Consider the following 22,051-nt stretch of genomic DNA (forward strand, 5'->3'; position numbering starts at 1 on the left):
TGTTGGCCGCTTATGTTTATAGATTTTGTCTATACGTGTCTTAGAAATGTCTATATAGTATACTGGTTAAGTATAATAGCGCATACGGCATATAGAAGATATTACAGACGAAATGATGTTCTGGTAGCGAAGGGAACCATTCAATAGGAAAGAACCAAGTGGAGCTTCATGGCAGCACCTGCCAGGCAGCCGAAGCAGCCATGCCTTAAAAGTATAGCTTAAACACGGTGCCCACCCCCTCCTTAGAGGTTACTTGTATGCTGCCTTTGTGCAGCAGCATGATGTGCTTGGCCAGGCTTAGCCCGATGCCCGAACCATCCTTGTGCGAGGTAAAGAAAGGAATGAAGATGCTTTCCAGCAGCTCTTCCGGGATGCCCACGCCATTGTCCTGCACCTCAATCACAGTCTTGCCGTTTTCCTGCTGGGCAGTAAGTATCACCTGCGGGTCAGGTCGCCCCAGCACCGCACGCTTGGCATTTAATATCAGGTTGATGAGGACCTGCTCCAGCAGGTTCACGTCGCCCTGTAAGGTGAGGGTAGACGGCGTGACGTGGCAATCCAGCTGTACCCCCTGCTCCTCCAGTTGCGGGCGCATCAGGCCGTTTATACTTTTAAAGAGCTCCTGCACATATACCGTGGTCAGCATCAGCTCCTGCGACTTGTTCAGGTTGCGGTAGAAGTGGGCAAAGCGCAGCAGCCCCTCACTTCTTTTCTTGATGATCGAGATACCCTCTTCCGTATCCTGCAGCAGCTCCGGGTCTAACCTGGCCTCCGGCTCCTGCTCATACTTCTCGCGCTCCAGGTGCAGGTGGCGGCCCAGCGTGTCGGCCAGCGAGGCGATAGGGGCCACGGAGTTCATGATCTCGTGCGTCATCACGCGCAGCAGCTTTTGCCAGGCCTCGGTTTCGGTGGCATCCACGGTGGCGCTTACGTTCTTCAGGGCTACCAGCAGCAGGTGGCGGTGCTGCAGGGTAAAGGCCGTGGCCGAGAGCAGCAGCTGTACCTGGCCCTCCTGCAGCTTTAGCTTCAGCAGCTTGTTTTCGCCGGGTTTTATACTTTGCAGCGCCTCGTGCAGCAGCGGGAAGCGCGGCTCCAGGCCGTTTATGCTTTTCAGGTAAGGCAGGTGCAGTATACTTTTAAAGGCCTCGTTCACCCATTCTACTTCCCCGGTCTCCTCATCCACGGCCATAATGCCCGTATCGATCATCTGCAGGATCGTTTGCATGTACTGGAACTGCGCCTCCTTCTCGATGTGCAGCTGCTTGTACGTGTCGTTGATGAGGTTAAAGGCCGTGTGCAGCTGCCGCAGTGAGCTGTTGGTGGTGCGCTCGTTAAATCGCTGGGAGAAATCGCGCTGCTTCACGGCTTGTAAAAATTTAGCCAACTCGTTGTTGCTGCGCGTCACGTACTTGGCCAGCTCCCACACCTGTGCCAGCATCACCAGTATACCCGAGCCTATCTGCAGCCAGGAAAACTGGGTCAGGTAATGCACCGTCAGGTACATCACGGCCAGCAAAAGCACCAGCCGGACCAGCAGCCCAAGCTCTAGGCGGTTAAATGTCATGCTTGTTCAGTCGGCGGTAAAGGGCGGTGCGGGTAAGGCCCAGTTCTTTGGCGGTGCGGGAGATGTTGCCTTTGTTCTTCTCCAGTACGCGGATAATCGTTTCGCGCTCGATCTCGCTCAGGGGTACAGGCGTTTCCGGGATAAAAGCTGCGGCAGGGGCGGCAGGAGCCATCTCCATGGGCGAGAAGCTGAAATCCTGTGGCTGCAGTATGTTGTTCTCCGCCAGTATAATGGCCCGCTCCACGGCATGCTGCAGCTCGCGCACGTTGCCCGGCCAGCTGTGCCTGCTTAGCTTTTGCAGTGTTTCAGGGGCAAAGTCCGGTATTGGTTTATGGTTTTTCTGGGCGTAGATAGCGGCAAAATGGCGCGCCAGCAGCTCCACGTCGCCGTGGCGCTGGCGCAGCGGCGGCAGTGTGATCTCGACAGTGTTGATGCGGTAGATCAGGTCCTTGCGGAACTGGTTACGGGCAGCCAGCTCGTAAATGGGCTCGTTGGTGGCCGAGATCAGGCGGATGTCTACGGGTATGGGCGTGTTGGAGCCGAGCGGCGTTACCTGCCGGTTCTGCAGCACTGTGAGCAGCTTGGCCTGCATGCCCGGCGAGATGTTGCCGATCTCATCCAGGAACAGCGTGCCGCCGTTAGCCGCCTCAAAGCGGCCGGGGCGGTCTTCCCGGGCGTCGGTAAAGGCACCTTTCTTGTAGCCGAACAACTCACTCTCGAATAAACTGTCGGTCAGGGCGCCCATGTCTACGCTCACGAATGGCTTGCCGGCCCGGAATGACTTCTCGTGCAGCGCCCGCGCCACCAGCTCCTTGCCCGTGCCGTTCTCGCCAAGTATGAGCACGTTGGCCTCGGTAGGCGCGATCTTCTCTATCTTGTACAGTACCTCCTTAATGGCCTCCGACTGCCCCAGAATACTGGTGCTGGTGTTTTTGGGAGCAGCGGTAGCGGCAGTGCCTTTTGCTTTCTGTTGCCGCTTCTCCAGCGTCTGGTGCAGCGTTTCCAGCAGCTTATCGTTGTGCCAGGGCTTCACAATAAAATCGGCCGCCCCCTCTTTCAAAGACCTCACCGCCAGCTCCACATCTCCGTAGGCCGTGATAAGTATAACCGAGGCCTCTTTGTCCCTGTCCAGGATCTGCCGGAGCCAGAAAAGGCCTTCGTTGCCGGTGTTCAGGGCGCTTTTAAAGTTCATGTCCAGAAAGATCACGTCGAACTTCTGCCGCTCCAGCAAGCCGGGCAGCAGGTCGGGGTTCTTCTCGGTCACAACTTCTTTTACCTCAGTTTTGAGCAGCATCTTCAGGGCGAACAGCACGTCCGTCTCATCGTCTACCACCAGCACGCGGGCATTTTTTACAGAGGCCATAGGTACTACAGTTCAGGTTGAAGAACCGAATATACCAATTCTGTCTGATAAAAATAAAAACGGCTAGCCAGGGGTGCTTTGCTTCAGTGTACGCTGTGTTCATACCTGTAGCGGAAGCGCACAGGTGTACCGGGTGCGGGTGTATCGAAAGCGTACACTCATACTTGTTGATTAGTGATTAATGTGCTTATAATCAGGGTTTTTAGTTTTTGGCATCTAAATTTCTTGTAGGCATGTAGCACAGCAGAAAAATTGTTGACAAAAAATTTCGCAGGTATACTTTTCCACCGCTTCAACGCCTAAAACTATGATCAAGAACTATCTTAAAATGGCCTACCGCAACCTGATGCGCCACAAGGTCTTCTCGTTCATCAACATCTCCGGCCTGGCGCTGGGCATGACCTGCAGTATCCTTATACTGCTGTGGGTGCGGGACGAACTAAGCGTCAACCGCTTCCACCAGGACATTGATAACCTGTACCGGGTGATGGAAGTGCAGAGCTATCCGGGCGCTGATGATTTAACCGTTGATGCTACGCCGGGGCCGCTGGCCGAAGCGCTGGAGCGCGAGATGCCGGAAGTGATCCATGCCGTTCGCTCTACTACCTGGGATTGGAAACAGCTCTTTGCCTACGATGACAAAGTGCTGAAGGTAAACGGAAGGTACACAGACCCAGAGTTTTTCGAGGTGTTCACGTTTCCGCTGCTACAGGGTGATGCTAAAAATGTGCTGGCGCAGCCAAACTCGGTCGTGATCTCGGAAACGGTGGCTAACCAGTTTTTCAATTCTCCGGATGAGGCCATGGGTAAGCTTCTAAAGGTCAACAATAGTAAGAGCTACAAAATAACCGGGGTGATGCAGGATGTGCCTAAAAACTCCACAATGCAGTTCGACTATGTGATGCCGGTGAATGACTGGATTAACAGCCCCGGCAGTGAATGGCTAAAGGAGTGGGGGAACAACGCCCTTCGCACCTTCCTGCAGTTGCAGCCAGGCACCGACATCGCTGCCTTCAATGAGAAGATCAAGCCATTGATAAAGAAATACCACCAAGGCTCAAATACCGAGTTATTTGTGCAGCCAGTCGGCGAGATGTATTTGTATGGCGATTTTACGGGAAGCGAAGCCAAGGGCGGAAACGTAGAGAATGTACGCCTCTTCACGGTTGTTGCTGTGTTTATTCTGGTCATAGCCTGCATTAACTTTATGAACTTGGCCACCGCCCGCTCGGCCAAACGTGCCAAAGAGGTGGGGGTGCGCAAGGCTATCGGGGCTAATAAGTCAGCTTTAATCCGTCAGTTTATGGTGGAGTCGGTGCTGGTGGCTTTTCTGGCGCTTTTTGTATCGGTTAACCTCACCGGCATCCTGCTGCCAAACTTCAATGACCTGACCGGCAAGTTCATCGAGCTCGACCTTTCCGACCCTTCGCTGCTCCTGATGCTGTTGGGCGTGGCTTTACTCACTGGTGTTGTTTCTGGTAGCTACCCAGCCTTTTTCCTTTCCTCTTTCGATCCGGCGGTAGTGCTCAAAGGCACGGCTAAGCTAAGCAAGAGCGTGTCGGTTTTCCGGAAGGGGCTGGTAGTGTTTCAGTTTATACTTTCTGCGTTGCTGATTATCAGCACCCTGGTTGTGTACCTGCAGCTGCACTTTATCCGCACCAAAAACATTGGCATTAACAGAGAAAATGTGGTGCTGCTGCCATTGGAGGGAGAGCTCCGAGACCGGTATGATGTGATGAAGGAGGAGATGCTGAAGGTGCCGGGTATCACAGGTGTCACGGCTGCCAACCAGAACCCGCTGATGGTCGGTAACTCTACCGGAGACATTGGCTGGGAGGGGAAGGACCCTAATGCCGACATTCTGTTTAGCATCCTGAAAGTGGACTACGATTTTCTGGAAACCATGAAGGTGCAGATGAAATACGGCAGAAGCTTCTCGAAAGAGTATGGCGCGGAAGAAACGAAAGTGATTATAAACGAGGAGGCGGCCCGGTTAATGCAGATGAAGGAGCCTGTAGGGCAGTGGCTTGGCCGCGGTGATGACCGTGCTACGATTATCGGCGTGGTGAAAGACTTTAAGACAACCTCGATGCACGAGACAATGAAGCCCCTGGTGATGATGCTGGACATGAATGATGCAAACACCGTGTTCGTTCGCGTTACTTCCGGGCAAACGGCAGAGGTATTGTCTGCCATGGAAAGCATTGTGAAGAAGCATAACCCGGCATTTCCGTTCGAATACCACTTCCTGGACGAGGACTTTGAGCGGATGTACAAAACAGAAGCCATCATGGGCCAACTGACCAAATACTTTGCCGGCATCGCTATCTTCATTTCCTGCCTGGGCTTGTTTGGGCTGGCCCTGTTTACGGCTGAGCAGCGCACCAAGGAGATTGGCGTGCGTAAGGTGCTGGGCGCCTCGGTAGCAAGCATCGTGTACCTGCTCTCAAAGGATTTCCTGAAGCTGGTGCTGATCGCCAACCTGATCGCGCTGCCGCTGGGCTGGTACCTGATGAACGGTTGGCTCAACGACTATGCCGACCGTACCGAGCTGAGTTGGTGGGTCTTCGCAATGGCCCTTGTCTCCACCATCATCATTGCCATCATGACCTTGAGCTTCCATGCCATTAAAACGGCAGTGGCCAACCCGGTAAACTCCCTGCGCTCTGAATAAGTGCACATACTCAGAATCACATTATCCAAACCATTACTACAAAATAAAACCATGAAAAAAACAGTCACATTGATGCTCCTGCTGCTGGTGCTGCTCGCGCCGGCCTTTGCCCAAAACGTCTACAAAGGCCTCCCTGTCATAAAGGCGACCGCCAGCGTGGCCGATTACAGGATCGGCAAGGAACTGGTAAAAGGAAACTGGAACATTTCGCCCCAGCTGTCGCCGGATGTGCTAAAGGTGCCGGTGCACAAGGCCAAGGAAAACGTTACCTTCTACACCAACACCGACTCCATTAGCTTCAAAGTGCAGGCAGGCAAATCGTACCGCTTCTACGTAAACCTGAACGACACGGCGTATGCCCTGACAGAGCTACAGGGCTATGGCTTTGAGGCGGTTCAGTTTAACAAGACCCAGCAGGTGCCAGCTTATACTTTGATGTATGAGCAAAACCCCAATAACCCTTACCTGCAGGAGCTGCGCACCAAGTATAACCTGGATGCCATTGTGGCAGGTGCCGCCAACGACACCGAAAAAGCGCTGCGCATGGTAAACTGGGTGCACCAGCAGTGGCAGCACAACGGCATGAACGAGCCCAGCAGCCCGGATGCGCTGACGATACTGGCCGAGGTGAAAGACGGCAAACAGTTCCGCTGCGTGGAGTACGGCATTGTGACCACCGCCTGCCTGAATGCCATTGGCCTGCCCGCCCGCACCATGGGCCTGAAGATGAAAGAAGTGGAGACGATAGAGTTTGGAGGCGGGCACGTGCTGCTGGAAGTATACCTGCCAGACCTGAAAAAGTGGGCAATGCTGGACGGCCAGTTCGACGTGATGCCGGTCCTGAACAATGTGCCCCTGAACGCAGTGGAGTTTCAGCAGGCTATTGCTAACAACTATAATAAGCTGGAGATCAGGAGCCTGTCCGGAGCCAGCAAGGCACAGTACGTGAACTGGGTGTACCCTTACCTGTACTACTTCGATGTGAGGTTTGACAACCGCGAGGGCGTGGCTTTTGAAAGAGAGACCGTGGACGGAAAAGCCTCGCTGATGCTTGTGCCGGTAGGGGCTAAAATACCGGAAGTATTCCAGCGCAAGCATAAAATGGACCGCTACAAGTATACCAATTCGCTCACGGACCTGTACCAGGCACCGGCACTGCCTGCCGCCACTACGGCGTCGCGGTAAGTATAACAGATAAACCTGAAACTTTTTGGCTGTTGCCTTGCGTTAATAAACCGTTGGCAACAGCCAAAAAGCCATAAATATTGCTTATGTTTGTGGCATACTTCTTGAAGTATAAAACACCAAGACATCGTTCTTTAACTTATGGGGATGACCGGAATTGACAGCTTGAGCAAATTGCGTGTAAGCATGTCGGGTGATGAACGTACCACCTGTTAAAAATCCGTTCGAACAATAACTGGCGAATATAACTACGCCATGGCTGCTTAATCTAGGTATTAAGCACTAGCCATAGTCTCGTGCAGGCTTCGTGAATCTGCTTGCACATCAGAGGCTTCGATCCGATTTACTAGTCTGTGTAAAGGTGCGGTGCACAGGCGAAATAAAGCATCTAAGGAGTGCGCATAAGTTTGGTTTATACTTGCAAGCTCCCGACAATCCGAATAAACCTAAGCATGTAGAAGGCACGTCGGTTTCCTTGTCTGGACCAGGGTTCGAATCCCTGCATCTCCACAATACCCCACAAAAAAGGGCTTTGGCAATGCGCTAAAGCCCTTTTTCTTTTTCCGGGTCAAACACTGGTCAAACCCTTCTTGAGGCATGACTTCTGCCGCCGTAGCACCTGGGTTGCTCCCTGGCATTGTTAGGAGGGATCAAGCTTAAGCAGGTATCCGTTTTCCGCTATTTCAGCAGTTTATGGGCAGGCACAAGCTGATGTGTGGGGGAGCTTTCCACCGCCTCCTGCAGAAGCGCCACGTGTGCCACTCCATAGATCACTAAGATCCTGTCGTCGGGGCTTTCGGTGATGCGCTGGATGTTGCGGAAGATACGCAGGTTGCGGTTAAACCAGGTGGCGCTGTACCAGTCCACCCCGGTGTAGTCGTACGGCTTTTCCTCGTATTGGAAGACCTCCCGGAAGTAATTCTCATGCCGGCGACGGATGGCCTCAGGCTGGTTATACTTCTGAATCACCTTGTACAGGGAGCCGCTCTGGCTAAAAAGCTCTTTGTCTATCTCCGCGCGTTCCATGGTTTTGGCGCGCAGGTAGGTCCAGAACTTCTCCATACGCTCCTTCTTGTCCTCGCGCAGCTCAAACGTGGTGGCCCCGGGTTTCTGGTACGTGTCTATGTCGCCCATGGCGTTGATGCAGTACAAGCGTTGGTGCCCTAGCTCCTTCGCCAGTTTAAACCCGATCATATACACTTCATCTGCTGGCAGTTCGTAGCGCCCCTCGAGGTAAGCCTGGTACAGCGAGTCCAGCTCTGCCTGTTTTTCGGGCATTACCTCAACGGCAATCTTGGTAGGCTTAAATTTGGCCAGCCGCCGGTTCAGCTTCACCAGGTCCTGCTGTGCTTCCGGGCGCATCACATCCAACTGGTCTTTTTTCTCGGTCACCACAATATCCTTGTTACGGTAGGAGAAGTGGAAGGTGCCCAGCAGCAGCACCTTTGCACGATCATCCTGCTTGGCAGCTGCAGTACCCTGTGCCTGCGCCGGAGATAAGAAACTGCCCGAAAAGAGGGCCGCCGCGAGTAAAAACTTTTTCATAGAATAGATATAGGTTTGCTAATGCTTTGTAAGGCCTGCATGAGCGCATGTCAGTAGCCGTTAAATTTTCTAGCTGCTCCTGTCATAATGTACCTGCAGGAACAACAGCACAAAGATCTGGTGTGGCTGCACAGGAGAAAATAGACAAACAGGTGCTTCTGTTGGACAAATGCGCAGCGTGTGTGCATGTGCACCTGTCCAACAGAAGCACCTGTCAGGTTTAGGATAAAGTACAGGGGCGGGAGAGCTGCATCAGGCCGTTGCCGGCTGGCTTGCCAGTGTGCTGGCGGCCTTCTGCTTGATGGCTTTGTCGATGCTGTAAATGGTAAAGATGGTGACCAGCGTGGTGGCTACCACTGTGTACCCGATCAGGTCGTAGTGCTCCAGTTTGCCGTTGCTGGTTTGCACCACAATCAGGCCGGCCACTACCGATGCCAGACCGCCGGCCATCTGCTGGATCGACGACTGTATACTCATGTAGGCACCTCTGTCGGCAGGCTCCGGGATGGCCGTCATGAGGGCCGAAGCAGATACCATGCGCCCGATGCTGGCGATGAAAATGAACACGTTCATCAGGATGACGAGCCACAGCGGCGACGTGCCGAGGTTGCAGTAGACAGGTATCACGACCATAAAGAGTACAGAGGCCCAGGCGTAGAGCTTATACTTGCCAAACTGGTCGCTTAGCTTGCCGGCCAACGGGCCTGCCACCATGGCACAAAGGCCGGTTACCAGGTAAATGAACGGTAATTCATCCAGGCTGATGCCCAGGTTGTAGACCGTAAAAGCGCTGGCAAAAGGCATCATCATAAACCCAGCCGTGGCAAGCAGCACATTCGCGCCAAAGCCTTTTAGGTAGTGCCTGTCCGACACCACATGCGCCAGTTGCTTAAAGGCATTACGGTCGGTCTGCAGGAGCAGATGCTCGCGTATTGGCTGCATACGCACCAGAATGGCGATGCCCACCAGTACACTGATGCCCACCAAAAGCAGAAAAGGGGCATGCCAGTTCCAGGCGTTGGCCAGGTACAGGCTCAACGGTATCCCCATCACCTGGCTTACGGCAAAGGCCATCTGCACAAAGCCCATGACGCGGCCACGCGTCTGAAGCGGGAAAAGATCGGTGATGATGGCAAATGAGATGGAACCGATTACCCCGCCAAACAGGCCGGCAACAATACGGGCCACCAGCAGCGCGAGGTAGTTAGGCGCCAGGCCACACAGTAGGGTGCCCACAATAAAGCCAGCGTAGAAGATTAGCAGTAGCTTCTTCCGGTCGTACCTATCGGCAAAGCCGGCGGCCAAAAGCCCCGATGCCCCTGCACTAAAGGCGTAGGCCGACACCACCCAGCCAAACTGCTTCGGCGTTATAGCCAACTCTACTATCAATTGGGCTCCCAGCGGCGAGAGCACCATGAAGTCGAGCACGATCGTAAACTGCAGCAGCGCCAGGATGGCGATAATGAAAACCTGGTAGTTGGTGAACGATGTTTTACTTGTTAGAGTAGTCGTGTTTTTCATCTTATATAAATCCTTCAGCCTGTGCTAAGGCTGGTATATACTTTAGCGTAAGCCTGTAAATCTTTAGTATGGGAGTAATCAAAACCCAAGTCTCCTGACAAGAGGGGACTCCAGCAGGTGCTTCCTGAACGCGTAGTCTGTAAGTATGGCGGCCAGTGTTCCCAGCAACACAGAGGTTAACACATCGCTGGGGTAGTGCACGCCCAAGGCCAGCCTGGAGTAAGCGATGAGCAGCGCCCAGGCTAAGACTACGGCCCGGAACAGGTTGTTGCGGACCATCAGGGCCAAGGTAACAGCGGCGGTTACGGCGCAGGCCGTATGGCCCGACGGAAACGAGGGGCTACCTGTTTCAGCTAGCTGCGTAATGGTCGTGCTGTTGAGGAACGGTCTTGGCCGGTCGACAGCGTATTTCAGGGTACCAACAATCAAAACCGTAAGGCCCATCGCCAGCACATACTGAACAGCTTTCAATTTCAAGTTTTTGTCTTTCCTGAAGTAGCCAGCCACATAAAAGCAGACAGGAAGAAGCGCACCAATGGCATAAGCGGTATCCGTCAGAAAGAGCAGCACCACATCAAACAGGACCAGCCTGCTGCCATTCAGCAATTCCAGGGTTTCGAGGTCAAGGGTGTAGAAAACATCAAGTGTGGTAGCCTCTATAAACAGAAGCATGGCAAGGTATTGAATAAATAACATGGGTAAGCTATTAACTGATTGTTCTGATCAAAATGGAGAATATGTGATGGCGTCAAAAACAAGGCGCTATCCCGGTACGTGGCTGTGCCGGCATGTTGTTACAGGTTGGGTAAAGCCGTGTTGTCATCGATTTAGTTTTGCGCGCTAGTGTAGCCTCGTGCTTCTACGAGGCTGCGGCGAAAATGCATGTCCCGCAAAACAACAAAATAAATTCTGAAAGCGGCCTCAGCCAGCTGTCCGTTCGTGGATGCTGCGGAGGAGTTGGCGCCTGCGCCGGTGTATTTCGTCAACTTATGGCTACCGTTCATCAAAAGCAGCGGTGCACCGCCGGTGTTGGTTGGGCCCGTTACTGTTATAGCCTACGTTGCCGTGTCTGTGCCAAGGGCAGCAGGCTGTTTCGAGAGTCTCCAGTAGATCATTTTTTCATCCCGGTGCACCTCATACATCCCCAGCTTCCTGAGTATTCTGGAGGAGCCAGTATTATCCAGGAGGCATCTGGCCGTAAGGCATTGTACCTCCGGATGGCCCAGCGCCCAGGTTGTCAGTGCCTGCGCCACCTCCAGCCCGTAACCTTTCCGTTGCTCCTGCTCAATAATGGCATAACCCAGGTCCACTGCTCCGCCTGTGCCGGGCTGGCCCTTGAAACCTGCATCGCCGATAACGGTCTTCTCCTCCCGTAGCACCACCATCCAGGACTCAAAGCCAGTAGGCGCTCCGCCTGCAAGCTTCAGGTTCCGGATGATCTTGGGCAGCGTTTCCCTTGCCTCCTGGTCAGGCCAGAGCATGGTTTGTGTTAGCCCTAACTCAGCCAACACGCTCAGGTCGCCATCTAAAAGGGAGGTAGCGGTTCTGAGCGTGAAGGGGAGCAGCAGTAGCCTTTCTGTTCGGATTTGTTCTATAGCCATTGTGTCGTGCATCAAATGTGGGGCCTAAGGTGCTGCACAGCGGTTTAGGGGAGCTTTACGGCGTACAGGTATCCGTCGGAGCTGCCAAAGTAGATCACCTCCTGGTCGATGGCAGGCCTGGAGAGAATGGAGCCCAGCGTGTGTATTTTGCTTTCCGAGCTTTTCACTGCCTCCATGGTTTCGCCGTACAGCACAAAGTCTTTCCTGAACGCACCGTTGGTATCGTAGACGGTGGCATAGTTCTTCCGGCTCATTTCCGTCTGAAACTCCCACACAACCTTGCCCGTCTCACTGTCTACGCCGTAGAGCTTGCCGTTAAAGCAGCCAAAGTACAGGATGCCTTTGTGCGCTATGGCGGCTCCGTACACCCGCATGTTCAGCGGTAACCTCCACTGTACCTCTCCGTCTGCTTTGCTCAGGCTGTAGAAGGCGTGGGTGTCGGAGGTGCCAACGAAGAGTTTGTCTTTGTAAAGCAGGGGTGTGGCGACAATCCAGCTGCCGCGCTCTTTCGTGTTCCATCTTCCGCGGCCTGTTTTGGCGTCGAGCGCGTACAGGTTGTAGTCTCTGCTGCCAAAGTATACCACCCCGTCCTGCACAACGGCGCCTTCCTGTATTTCCCCTTTCGGGAAGTGCGTGTCGCCCACGGTCTGGAACTGCCAGACCAGCTCGCCACTGCCCGCCTCCAGCGCATAAAACAGGCCGTCGAAGCTGCCCACGTATACCTTGCCGTCCGCTACCGCCGGTGTGGCGTGTACCGGGCCGGCAGTCTTGAACTTCCACTTAAGCTCGCCCGTCTCGCTGTCCAGCGCGTACAGGTGGCTGTCGCCGCTTCCCCAGTATACGGTATTGGCCACTACCTTCGGCGAAGACAGGTAGTAGTCCCACAAGTCGTAGGCTTTTTCTCCCTCCGACTTAAACATCCACACCAGCTTTCCATTCTTTTTGTTGATGGCGTACAGGTGGCCATCAGCACTGCCAACGTACACCAGGCTTCCCTGCACGGCAGGGGAGGAGTGTACTGCGCCGCCGGTCTTAAACGCCCAGCGCTGCTTGCCGGAACTTTTATCAAGGGCATAGAGGCTGTGGTCGCCACTTCCTACATAAAGGAGGTCTTCATCAACGAGCGGAGAAGAGTAGATTCTGCCCTTAGTCTTAAACTTCCAGAGGGCGTTTTCCTGCGCCTGCACCAGAAGTTGGGTGAGGAGCAGGAACAGGATTAGAGAGGCTTTGTGCATAGTTTTATTTTGTGTGTTGGGTTATGGTGCGTGTTGTGTATCGGATAGGGCAGCTTACAAGAGCTGCTGCCCTATCCGGTGGAGCAGCGGCTCGCGCTGGCTGCGGGCCAGCGGCAGGCTGCTGTCTCCGACCCTGACATGGTTGCCGCTAATGGTTTGCATGTGGTTCAGGTTAACAATGTAAGACTTATGGATGCGGAAGAACTGCTGCTCCGGTAACTGCTGCTCCAGTGCCTTGATCGTTAGGTGTACCACCAGCTTCTTCCGGAGCGTGTGTAGCTGCACGTAGTTTTGCAGGGCCTCTATGTAGAGTATATCCGCCAGAAGTACTTTCTCCAGCGCCCGGTTATGCTTCACGAAGATGTAATCGCTTTGAACAGGCTTTTGCGGCATTGCCTGCTGCTGCTTTAACAGGTAATAGTCGTTGGCCTTGTTTACCGCCTTCAGGAAGCGCTCCAACGAAATAGGCTTGAGCAGGTAGTCGAGCACGTCTAGCCGGAACCCTTCCAGGGCGTAGTTCGGGTAGGCCGTGGTCAGGATGGTGATGGGCGGGTTGGGCAGCAGCTCCAGCAAGCCCAGGCCCGTCAGCTTTGGCATGTTGATGTCGAGGAACATCAGGTCTACTTGCTGCTGCTGCAGCGCCTGCTGAACACGCAGCGCGCTGTTGTAGCTGCCGACCAGCTCCAGGAAATCCACCTCGGCTATGTAGCGTTCTATCCCTTCGCGGGCCAGCGCCTCATCGTCTACCACAATGCATTTTAATTTCATGGCGTGTTCAGGGTATAGTGTTCAGTAAGCGGTGCACGGGCCTGTGTGGCTGCCAAATTAAGTTTCAGCAGGACATGGTACACGCCGTGGGCTTGCTCTGCCTGTAGCTCGTAGTTGCCCGGGTACAGCAACTCCAGGCGTTTCCTTACATTCTCCAGGCCGATGCCGCCGGCTTTCCCAGGCTGTTCAGCTTCCGGGCTTTCTTCGCAGCTGTTCCATACCATCAGCCTCAGGGTGTCCTTCTCTACCCGCAGGCTGATCTGTATAAAGCTGCCATCAACTGCCGACCGCGACACATGCTTGAAGGCATTCTCAACAAAAGGGGCAAGTATAAATGGGGCAATCGTGTAGCTGTAGGGCAGGGTTCCCCAGTCGGCTTCGAGGCGCAGTTCACTGCCGTGCCGCACCTGCTCTATCTGCGCATAGCTTTGCAGGTAGGCAATCTCCTGCTCCAGCGGAATGGTGGCCTGCGAGCACTCGTACAACTGGTAGCGCAGCATATCCGCAAACCGGAACAGTACCTCCGAGGCCTGCTCTTTGTCTCGGTGCATAAGCACGTGTATGCTGTTGAGCACGTTGAACATGAAGTGCGGGTTTATCTGGTCGCGCAGCAGCTTAAGCTCCGCCTCCAGGTGCTCTGCCCGCAGCTGCTGGTGCTTTTTCTCCATGCGGCTGTGCTCGGTGTAAAAACGGATACCGCAAATAGCGCTGCTCGTGAGCAGGATACCCACAAACAAGCCCAGCACGCGCGGGATGAACGGGAGCGGCGTACCGTCTGGCGTTGGGGTTTTAAAGTGCAGCACGTGCTCCAGCCACACATCCACACACGCCAACAAAACCGCTAAAGTAACACAACTAAGCAGCAGCACCGGCACGAAGCGGAGCATCTGCCTGTTCCGGATAAACCGGGGCAGCACCAGGTCGCCGAGCGCATGTGCGCCCGCCATGTGCCCCAGCACCAATACCGTCACATACACCATACTTTCAGGTATGGGCATGACGTGGGTGATGTAAATCTGGAGAAGTATGACAAGTGCCAATATGCTCCAGATAAACGTAATCACGGCGCTGCTAACGGGTGTGGTCTGGCGTTTCATAATTTTCGGCAAAGCAAGGAAAATTATTTCAATTCTCTCTTTCCAGAACCATGCTTTTGTGGATGAAAACGCCCTCCTAACCCGCTGCTTTAGGCAGCTCGTCAATAAAATACTGCCGTTGGTAAAATTTATACCTGATGCAAGCGCCGGGCTACCGCCTGCTGTGTGGCTGGCCGCCCTCTACAAGGTATGGAATTTTGTAACAGACTGCGGCTATTGTGTAACAGCGCCAGGCTTAAAACCCGCTTCCTTTGCCGTGGTCAAAACTTGAAAATAAACCAATGGCAGACGATGACTCCTTACACTTTATCATTCCTCACGGCCGCCGCCGCATACTTGCCCGAAACCTAATGCTCCAAACCTAAAAAGTATAGCATGCCCCTTAAATTCCTATTGGCTGTTATTGGCCTGCTGACCTTTACCAGCCTGCAAGCGCAACAATCTAAAACCATGAAAAAAGAAGAAACTACCGTACTGGTGCTGTTCCACTCAAAGGGCGGCACCACCTATAAGCTGGCCACGGCCATTGCCCGCGGCGTAGCAAAACAGGATGGCGTACAGGCGGTGCTGAAACAGGTGCCGCACATCACTCCACCTGATGATCTATCAAACCAACCTTTCGCCAGGATACCTTATGCCACCCCTGAGGAACTGGCGCAGTACGACGGCATCGCGTTCGGGTCGCCTATCCACTTTGGAGGCGCGACCGCCGATATGCGCCTGTTTCTGGAGGGCACGCTGCGCCTGTGGGCGCAGCGCCGGCTGGAGGGCGTACCGGCCACGGTGTTTATGGCAGCGGGAGGAGGGGCCGGCAAAGAAGCGGCCATACTTTCTCTGTGGCACACGCTGGCGGTACAGGGCATGGTGCTGGTGCCCACGGGTATGATGGGCACGGCGGAGATGGATAAAACAGTTGCGCAGGGAAACACCGTGTTCGGCACCACCGCGCTTGCCGCCATGCCGGGTTCCGACAGGCCATCGGAGAGCGAGTTATACTTGGCTGAGCTGCAGGGCCAGGCACTGGCCAAAGTAGCCAAGGCCCTTGCGCCCTTACGCCAGGCAGCGCCTGTACCAACACCTCCCGCCGAAGCTTCCGAAGCAAATATAAATGCAATTGAGCAACGCCTGCAGGAGCTGGGGGTGCAGCTACCGGTGCTGCCCGAGCCGGTGGGCAACTACGTGCCGTTTACCCGCTCCGGTAACCTGGTGTTCATCAACCAGGTGGCTCTGAAGGATGGAAAGGTGCTACACCCCGGCGTAATAGAGCAGGACCTGACAACAGACGAGGCCAAGGAAGCCGCTCGCCAAACCATGCTGAATGTGCTGGCTGTACTCAGGAGTGCCACCAACGGCGACTTAGGCCGGGTGAAGCAGGTGGTGCAGCTAACAGGGTTCTTGAATACCCCAACCGGCTACACCCGGCATGCCGAGCTGATGAATGAGGCCTCTGACCTAGCCGTGGCTGTTTTTGGGGAGAAGGGAAAACACGCCCGTGCTGCTCTAGGCGCCTCGTCGCTGCCCCTGAACTCTCCGGTGGAGATACAGGCCGTGTTTGAGGTGGAGTAAAGTATAGCCGGTGAAAGTATAAACGCCCCACAGCATGCTGGCTGCGGGGCGTTTGTGTTGGCTTATGTCTTATTGCGTGAAGGCTAAACTAAAGCGTTACTACTTCACCATCCTGCGGTAGGAACAGTTTATCTTCCCCAATGTTCAGCGCATCGGCTTTCTGGCCTAGCGAGGCTCTTGTGGTGCGGCAGTGGTCCAACGCATCCATGTGCACGGCAATAACCCTGGCATCTCCGCTTTCCTTTATCAGCGACACCGTCTGCTCCTCGTCCATCAGGATAGGCGTGGCCTCAAAGCCAGGGAAGGCTGCACCTCCCGAGTTCGTAACGATATAATCTGGTGTATACTTCCGGATAGCCTGCGCCACTTCCTCGATCCAGATACTGTCGCCCACGATGTAGATGGTAGGCTGGTTTTCTGCCTGCAACACAAAGCCGGAAACCGTGCCCATTTGCTTCAGGATCTCTCCGCTGCCGTGCTCGCCACCTGTTCTGTAGATCGTGATGCCGTTCCAAACGGTGCTGTCCTGTACGGTTTCTGCATTCGTAAAGCCTTCCTTCCGGAAGAACTCCGCATCGGCAGGTTGGTTGATCAGCTTTATACTTTTATCCAGGGTCTGGCTGGCCACCGGGTCGAAGTGGTCGGGGTGGGTGTGCGTTACCAGCACCAGGTCCACATCCTTCACTACCTCTTCTATAGACGCAGGTAAATTCACCATGGGGTTTCTTGCCTTGCCTGCCAGCGGGTCGAAGGAGTCCTTCGGCATCAGCATAGGGTCTACCAGTATTTTCTTGCCCGCATAGTTAATTACCAGCGTAGCGTTTCTCACTAACTGTATACTTGCGCTTGTTGCCATATTGTATTGATTTTAAAGTTCTTAATTTCAATACAAAGGTAAGGGGCTTGCTGCTGTGCTTAGCTACCAAAGCTTTCTGCCTTGCTACCATTTTGATAATCGGCCAGGAAGGCAGTGGTGGTCTGGCCAGTTTGCGTCTTGAAAAAGCGCATCAGGTGGTTGGGCTCCGAGAAGTTGAGTTCGTGCGCGATGTCGGCAACGGTTAGGTCCGAATGGATCAGGTAGTTCTTGATTTCGAAGAGCAGCCGTTGCTTTAGTAAGTGTGTGGCCGTTACGTTAAACTGGGCCTGTACCGCTTTATTGAGCGTGATCCGGCTTATTCCCAACAGCTCCACATACTCACCTATCCGCTGCTTTTCCTTGATGTGCAGCTCCAGCAGTTTCTTGAACTGGTAGGCATAGTTGTTCTCCGGCTTTGTGAGCGGCAGGTTGTTTTGATGCGCGTAATCGCGGTTGAACTTCAGCAAAAGGTAATAGAGGAGGGAGCGGATGAGGTGCTCGCTATCGGGGTTTGCCTCTTTTAGTTCTGTGTGTATTTCAGTTAGGGTGCAGCAGGATTTCTGGATATACTCGACTGATACGTCCATGCGCAGCGGGTAATCGAGCTGGTAAAAGTATAGGAGCCGGTACGTGAACAGCTTATCGGCAAAAAAGTCGTTGAGAAAATCTTCCTGGAAGATCAGGAACGTAAAGTCCAGGTGGTCCGGGTCCAGTTGCCACTGCCGCTTCTGAAAAGGAGAGACAAAGACAACGGAATTATCGCTCAGGTTTATCTTCTGCTGGTTTAGCACCACATACCCTTTCGCTTTCCGGAAAAGCAGAATCTCGAAGTAGTCGGTGTTATAAGCTTCCGTATTGGTATAGGCCTCCTTTATTTCCTCACCTGAACCTACCCGCAGCAAGACCTCCACACCGCACTTAGTTTTGTCGAATTTTATGGTTCTCAAGGGTTAGGGCTTTTTGGGGTGTACGGTGTGTTGTAAGGTTTGTATTTCTGCAGTGGTGCGCTTCCGAAGCTGCGTCCTGTCCCACGAAACCAAACGTAGAACGAAGATAAAAAACTTATCACTTACACTTCACCGCACCATTGCAGAAACATGTTGATAGCAACATGTGCCCTTCATCTCGCAGCTTGTAGTCGGTCGTTACATTGCCGTCATAGGGTTGCGGAATGGAATTAATTGTCGTGCCATCGTCATAACCTGCCAATGAAGGTTCTGTCTTTTTACTCTGCTTTCAAGACGTTTACAGGTTCAACATGCGCCGCTCGAATGGTTTGGGAGAGGACAGTCAGAAGCCCGACTATGGCAACCAAACCAAAGCCTATGCTTACATTTATAAAACTTAAATCAACAAGACTGCTGCCTAAATCTTGTCTAATTAAATCACCGCCAAACAAGCCAGCCGGAACACCAATAAGTCCGGCAATTAGGATAAGAATGCCAAAATTACGGGTAACTGCCCACACCAATTCTATGTTGCTTGCTCCCAACACTTTTCTTATACCTAGTTCTTTAACGCGTGTTTCTACGGAGTAACTTGCTATACCTAAAATGCCCAAACCAGCGATTATCATAACTATAAGGGCAAAGAATCCAAAAAAGCCTATTCTTTCTCTACTGCTCGAATACCCATCTCTTAGGTTATAAAGATTTGCTGTTTTTTCAGGAAAATGGTTTTTCCATATGGTTTGAATGGCTTTGGTTGCTTCCAATTCTGTATTTGGATTTAATTTTATGGTCAAGGTGGCTATTTCTTTTGGCAAATACCGATACACCAGAGGGCGTTGTTCGCCAATAATTTCATTAGGCATGATGCCAATGACTTGTACATGGGCAGAATCCAGTAATAGCGTTTGCCCCACTAAAGTCTCCGATTCAGACGCCATCAATTTTGCGGCAGCTTCATTCACCAACACATATTGCTCAGTACTTTGGGGTATAGCCTTAGGGAAGTTTTGTCCCGATTTTAAGCTGATACCTTCTGTTTCAATTGTTTTTGGATCAATACTTACGTAGTTCATTTCCAGAACTTTATCATTTAATGTTACAGAAGACTTGCCCATTTTCAACGGTTTATGGTACCAGTTGGTAGCCAAAGTCGTTTTTACCTGGCTTAACTGGCTTATCTCGTTTTGCAGGTTTTCATATTTTTCTCCTTTTAAATCAAGTGTCAGGACATTGGGTGACACGGTTGAGCTGATGATTGCATGATTTTTTATTTCATAATCGGCTAAGATGACAACCAATATCATCAGCATGATAGTCACTGAAAACTGGACGACAATTAAAGCTTTGTAAACAGCAATACTCTGGAACAGCTTTATGTTCTTCATTTTACGCAAAACCTGTATGGGCTGAAACGCTGACAAGAGCCATGATGGAAGTGCCCCGGCGACTAAGCCTGTGATAACTGCGTAGGTCAACAAGCCTAAAATCAAGGTTGTATCATAAGAAAACGCCACATCCATATCGGGTATATAGTGCATTAAAATTTCAACACATGGCATTGTAAACAACAAAGCAAACAGGGCAACAAGGGTCGATTCCATTAAAAATTGACCAATGATTTGTCTTCTTGTTGCGCCTATTGTTTTGCGAATACCAACTTCCCGCGCTCGGGAGAAGGCACGCGCCAATGTCAAACTGATATAGTTGAAGGCAGATAAAAGGGTTAAGGCCAGAATCAAAAATAGCTGTGTTTTTATGCCCGCCCAATCGGTGCCCGCATTGTGGTCATTTTTAATGTCTTTGTCTCGAGGGGTAATAGCCTCTATGGGTTGTGCCAAAAATTGAAGCTTGCTCTTATCCAGGTTCCGAGTATAGTTTTGGAGCGTTGTATTGAGCTGCTTTAAATCATCTTCTGATTTTAAACGCGCATAAATTGCTGAACTCTTGAAGTCTCCCCAATTTTGTGAACTAATAGGGATTGCCCCTTTCTTTTCAAGCTTTTCAGCAGCATTAATAGAAAGCATTGCCTCAATGGGTAGGTGTGTTTCTAAAGGCGGGTCCTGGATAATTCCTCCAACGGTATAAGAACCTAAATTTTCAAATCGAACCGTTTGCCCTAAAGCATTGGCGTTGCCGAAAATCTTTTCTGCTGTTCTTTCTGTTAAAAAAAGGGAAGTGGGACTATTTATAAGGTTTTGTGCATTACCTGACAGCAACTTAAAGCCAAACACATCAAAAAAAGAAGGCTCTGAAAATTTTATGTCAATAGGTACATCCCCTCCGTCAGTTTGCAAATTATGTTTTCCGGCCAGACGTACTTTTACCGTTTTTTCGACAAAGGAGACGCTTTCTATTTGAGGCGCCAACGGCAATGGAGCTGTTGCCCATTTGGTTTGTTCCACCTCATTTGTTTCCTGCGTGAGTATCCGTACTATTTGATTTAGTTTTGGATGAAAATGGTCTGTATCGTGATCGGCTTTTAAGCCGGTAAAAAGAACAACACCAACCGCCATGCTCAGTGACAAGCTCAGTATGTTGACTAATGAAAAAAGTTTGTTTTTCAAGAGTATCCGTAGAGCGATTTTTAGATTGTCCTTTATCATGACTTAAGGTGTAGATTTATAAGGAAAAAGAGGCCAAATACTGAGAGGGTCTCTCTCAATCCTATTGGCAAAGTTGAGACCAAAGTATAACTGTTTAATCGCCAATGTTTTATAGTTGAATAGTTGTGTTTTGGCACCAACTGTTTATTAAAGCCCGTTCGATTTCGGACACTTGACTGTTCGATTTGATACAGTAAAGCACAGATTATTTTATACCCAAATGAGCGTGCGGCGCTTACTTTTACCTTAGTGGGTGTTTTCGGTGGAGAAGCTTATTGTTGGAATTGCTAAACGTTTCTTTTTTTGTTTGGGAACACTAGTCGGGTTACACGGAAGAGCATTGTTGCTAACGTTGTTGTGCAGCCGAAGCCCGAAGCATAGCGAGGGTTAAAGCTGCACCTTGTTAGCCAAAGATTTACTTAAGTTACACGTTCTTTTTTAAATGGAGCCTTTTTGGAACCTACTGGCACAATGGATAAACCATTTTGTGATATGTTGCTTTTGGGTTCTTTACAGGGATATTAAAGTAGACTTCAGAATTATGCTTCACATGATAATAGTTAGTATTTATCAATCCCAGAATAAACCTTGGTTGACTAACAAATTCATAGATTTCTAATCCATCCACTTTTGTTTCTGACTCTCTCACTTCACATCCGCCACGGTCAGGATAGTTGTAACGCTTAAAATCTTCCTTGTTTAAATCCCTATATAAATCCTGTCCTAGGATGAAGACATCAGGCGAAAGGAAGAAGTCTGCTTCATTTCTGTATGTCTTCAGTTTGTCACTTGAAAGAATAAACATCCCACCATGCTTTTGAGAATAGACACGCACAGGGTTCTTTATGCTTATAGTGTCAACCACATAGAATGATTTGTAATCTTCTTCTCCTTTATAGTTGATGTCATAGAGTTTCTGCCTGCAAGACGAGATTAACAGAATGGAAATCAGAAAAAGCCCGAAGTACTTTGTTATTCCTGTTTTTCTGTTCATTTCTATAATTACAATTTATGGCTAACTAAAGTATAATAGGAGTACTACTCCTGTTATACACCAAATATAGCAGATAAACGGAGTAACCCTTACCTCGCAGCCGACCCAAAGAGCGTAGTTGCTGCTGTGCTTTCTTTCCTGTAAATGATATAACACATAGCTAATATAGTGTAACATCTCCACCCGCACCACCCGCTACCTTTGTCATGTTCAAAGTAAGTAACACGAAAAGAAAATAGAACATGAAAGAGCTACAATTCAAAACCAACATCAACTGCGGTGGCTGTGTGTCTAAAGTAACGCCGGTACTGAATGCCACCGAAGGCGTTTGCGAGTGGAACGTAGACACAGCCAACCGCAACAAGGTGCTCACCGTGAAAACCGATTCTCTGTCTGCCAGCGAGGTGTTCGCCACTGTAGAGAGGGCCGGTTTTAAGGCAGAGGCGCTGTAACCATAAATGGGCAGCACACCAGCGGCTGCTCACCTCAGCTTAGCCAAGCCAGGCGCCTGTCTAGCTGTTGCTTGTTT

General features: G+C 51.6%; 17 protein-coding genes and 1 other RNA gene. 5 read left to right on the forward strand and 13 right to left on the reverse strand.

Annotated elements, in window-relative coordinates:
• Nucleotides 1-205 precede the first annotated feature (205 nt).
• Nucleotides 206-1,564, reverse strand: coding sequence for a sensor histidine kinase (locus PXG97_RS16705; RefSeq protein WP_276498937.1), 1,359 nt, complete (start codon nucleotides 1,562-1,564; stop codon nucleotides 206-208).
• Nucleotides 1,554-2,927, reverse strand: coding sequence for a sigma-54-dependent transcriptional regulator (locus PXG97_RS16710; protein ID WP_276498938.1), 1,374 nt, complete (start codon nucleotides 2,925-2,927; stop codon nucleotides 1,554-1,556). The genes PXG97_RS16705 and PXG97_RS16710 overlap by 11 nt, the downstream gene beginning before the upstream one ends.
• Nucleotides 2,928-3,234: 307 nt before the next feature.
• Between PXG97_RS16710 and PXG97_RS16715 the strand changes: the two genes are divergently transcribed.
• The 3 genes from PXG97_RS16715 (at nucleotide 3,235) to ssrA (ending at nucleotide 7,299) form a co-directional block, all read left to right on the forward strand.
• A complete protein-coding gene (locus tag PXG97_RS16715; RefSeq protein WP_276498939.1) occupies nucleotides 3,235-5,601 on the forward strand; it encodes an ABC transporter permease in 2,367 nt (788 codons plus the stop codon).
• Between the two features lie 51 nt (nucleotides 5,602-5,652).
• Complete coding sequence (locus PXG97_RS16720; protein ID WP_276498940.1) at nucleotides 5,653-6,786, forward strand: transglutaminase-like domain-containing protein; 1,134 nt, start codon at nucleotides 5,653-5,655, stop codon at nucleotides 6,784-6,786.
• A 143-nt stretch (nucleotides 6,787-6,929) separates the two neighbouring features.
• Nucleotides 6,930-7,299, forward strand: a transfer-messenger RNA (tmRNA) gene (gene ssrA, locus PXG97_RS16725).
• Nucleotides 7,300-7,464: 165 nt separating this feature from the next.
• On the opposite strand, the gene PXG97_RS16730 is transcribed toward ssrA, so the two are convergent.
• The 7 genes from PXG97_RS16730 to PXG97_RS16760 form a co-directional block, all read right to left on the reverse strand.
• Entirely contained in the window at nucleotides 7,465-8,331 is an 867-nt protein-coding gene (locus PXG97_RS16730; RefSeq protein WP_276498941.1) for a DUF5694 domain-containing protein, read from the reverse strand.
• 252 nt (nucleotides 8,332-8,583) lie between these two features.
• Entirely contained in the window at nucleotides 8,584-9,852 is a 1,269-nt protein-coding gene (locus PXG97_RS16735; protein WP_276498942.1) for an MFS transporter, read from the reverse strand.
• Between the two features lie 78 nt (nucleotides 9,853-9,930).
• The gene (locus PXG97_RS16740) at nucleotides 9,931-10,548 is read right to left on the reverse strand and encodes a phosphatase PAP2 family protein (RefSeq protein ID WP_276498943.1); all 618 of its coding nucleotides are present in this window, start codon (nucleotides 10,546-10,548) and stop codon (nucleotides 9,931-9,933) included.
• Between the two features lie 359 nt (nucleotides 10,549-10,907).
• A complete protein-coding gene (locus tag PXG97_RS16745) occupies nucleotides 10,908-11,453 on the reverse strand; it encodes a GNAT family N-acetyltransferase (protein ID WP_276498944.1) in 546 nt (181 codons plus the stop codon).
• A 44-nt stretch (nucleotides 11,454-11,497) separates the two neighbouring features.
• A complete protein-coding gene (locus tag PXG97_RS16750; RefSeq protein ID WP_276498945.1) occupies nucleotides 11,498-12,688 on the reverse strand; it encodes an outer membrane protein assembly factor BamB family protein in 1,191 nt (396 codons plus the stop codon).
• Between the two features lie 54 nt (nucleotides 12,689-12,742).
• On the reverse strand, nucleotides 12,743-13,456 hold the full coding sequence (locus PXG97_RS16755; RefSeq protein ID WP_276498946.1) for a LytR/AlgR family response regulator transcription factor: 714 nt from the start codon (nucleotides 13,454-13,456) through the stop codon (nucleotides 12,743-12,745).
• Nucleotides 13,453-14,553 (reverse strand): sensor histidine kinase, encoded by a 1,101-nt coding sequence (locus PXG97_RS16760; RefSeq protein ID WP_276498947.1) that lies wholly within the window; start codon nucleotides 14,551-14,553, stop codon nucleotides 13,453-13,455. The genes PXG97_RS16755 and PXG97_RS16760 overlap by 4 nt, the downstream gene beginning before the upstream one ends.
• Before the next feature lie 450 nt (nucleotides 14,554-15,003).
• Between PXG97_RS16760 and wrbA the strand changes: the two genes are divergently transcribed.
• A complete protein-coding gene (wrbA, locus tag PXG97_RS16765) occupies nucleotides 15,004-16,119 on the forward strand; it encodes an NAD(P)H:quinone oxidoreductase (RefSeq protein ID WP_276498948.1) in 1,116 nt (371 codons plus the stop codon).
• An 88-nt stretch (nucleotides 16,120-16,207) separates the two neighbouring features.
• Here the strand turns inward: wrbA and PXG97_RS16770 are convergent, their stop codons facing one another.
• The 4 genes from PXG97_RS16770 to PXG97_RS16785 all read right to left on the reverse strand — a co-directional run bounded on the left by PXG97_RS16770 (nucleotide 16,208) and on the right by PXG97_RS16785 (nucleotide 21,522).
• Nucleotides 16,208-16,975 carry an MBL fold metallo-hydrolase gene (locus tag PXG97_RS16770; RefSeq protein ID WP_276498949.1) on the reverse strand — a complete coding sequence of 256 codons (768 nt, stop codon included), beginning with the start codon at nucleotides 16,973-16,975 and terminating at the stop codon, nucleotides 16,208-16,210.
• 59 nt (nucleotides 16,976-17,034) lie between these two features.
• Nucleotides 17,035-17,922: a helix-turn-helix domain-containing protein gene (locus tag PXG97_RS16775; RefSeq protein WP_276498950.1), complete on the reverse strand. Its 888-nt coding sequence runs from the start codon at nucleotides 17,920-17,922 to the stop codon at nucleotides 17,035-17,037.
• A 278-nt stretch (nucleotides 17,923-18,200) separates the two neighbouring features.
• Entirely contained in the window at nucleotides 18,201-20,528 is a 2,328-nt protein-coding gene (locus PXG97_RS16780; protein WP_276498951.1) for an ABC transporter permease, read from the reverse strand.
• Nucleotides 20,529-20,988: 460 nt separating this feature from the next.
• A complete protein-coding gene (locus tag PXG97_RS16785; RefSeq protein ID WP_276498952.1) occupies nucleotides 20,989-21,522 on the reverse strand; it encodes a hypothetical protein in 534 nt (177 codons plus the stop codon).
• Between the two features lie 242 nt (nucleotides 21,523-21,764).
• Between PXG97_RS16785 and PXG97_RS16790 the strand changes: the two genes are divergently transcribed.
• Nucleotides 21,765-21,974 (forward strand): heavy-metal-associated domain-containing protein, encoded by a 210-nt coding sequence (locus PXG97_RS16790; RefSeq protein ID WP_276498953.1) that lies wholly within the window; start codon nucleotides 21,765-21,767, stop codon nucleotides 21,972-21,974.
• Nucleotides 21,975-22,051 lie beyond the last annotated feature (77 nt).

Source organism: Pontibacter litorisediminis (assembly GCF_029360645.1).
In the GTDB taxonomy this organism is placed as follows: Bacteria; Bacteroidota; Bacteroidia; order Cytophagales; family Hymenobacteraceae; genus Pontibacter; species Pontibacter litorisediminis.

Bases quoted from the DNA above. Each gene is read 5' to 3' on its own strand.
- PXG97_RS16760 (WP_276498947.1), bottom strand. From the start codon at position 14,553: ATGAAACGCCAGACCACACCCGTTAGCAGCGCCGTGATTACGTTTATC.
- PXG97_RS16745 (WP_276498944.1), bottom strand. From the start codon at position 11,453: ATGGCTATAGAACAAATCCGAACAGAAAGGCTACTGCTGCTCCCCTTC.
- PXG97_RS16790 (WP_276498953.1), top strand. From the start codon at position 21,765: ATGAAAGAGCTACAATTCAAAACCAACATCAACTGCGGTGGCTGTGTG.
- PXG97_RS16705 (WP_276498937.1), bottom strand. From the start codon at position 1,564: ATGACATTTAACCGCCTAGAGCTTGGGCTGCTGGTCCGGCTGGTGCTT.
- wrbA (WP_276498948.1), top strand. From the start codon at position 15,004: ATGAAAAAAGAAGAAACTACCGTACTGGTGCTGTTCCACTCAAAGGGC.
- PXG97_RS16770 (WP_276498949.1), bottom strand. From the start codon at position 16,975: ATGGCAACAAGCGCAAGTATACAGTTAGTGAGAAACGCTACGCTGGTA.
- PXG97_RS16735 (WP_276498942.1), bottom strand. From the start codon at position 9,852: ATGAAAAACACGACTACTCTAACAAGTAAAACATCGTTCACCAACTAC.
- PXG97_RS16755 (WP_276498946.1), bottom strand. From the start codon at position 13,456: ATGAAATTAAAATGCATTGTGGTAGACGATGAGGCGCTGGCCCGCGAA.
- PXG97_RS16730 (WP_276498941.1), bottom strand. From the start codon at position 8,331: ATGAAAAAGTTTTTACTCGCGGCGGCCCTCTTTTCGGGCAGTTTCTTA.
- PXG97_RS16715 (WP_276498939.1), top strand. From the start codon at position 3,235: ATGATCAAGAACTATCTTAAAATGGCCTACCGCAACCTGATGCGCCAC.
- PXG97_RS16720 (WP_276498940.1), top strand. From the start codon at position 5,653: ATGAAAAAAACAGTCACATTGATGCTCCTGCTGCTGGTGCTGCTCGCG.
- PXG97_RS16785 (WP_276498952.1), bottom strand. From the start codon at position 21,522: ATGAACAGAAAAACAGGAATAACAAAGTACTTCGGGCTTTTTCTGATT.
- PXG97_RS16780 (WP_276498951.1), bottom strand. From the start codon at position 20,528: ATGATAAAGGACAATCTAAAAATCGCTCTACGGATACTCTTGAAAAAC.
- PXG97_RS16710 (WP_276498938.1), bottom strand. From the start codon at position 2,927: ATGGCCTCTGTAAAAAATGCCCGCGTGCTGGTGGTAGACGATGAGACG.
- PXG97_RS16750 (WP_276498945.1), bottom strand. From the start codon at position 12,688: ATGCACAAAGCCTCTCTAATCCTGTTCCTGCTCCTCACCCAACTTCTG.
- PXG97_RS16740 (WP_276498943.1), bottom strand. From the start codon at position 10,548: ATGTTATTTATTCAATACCTTGCCATGCTTCTGTTTATAGAGGCTACC.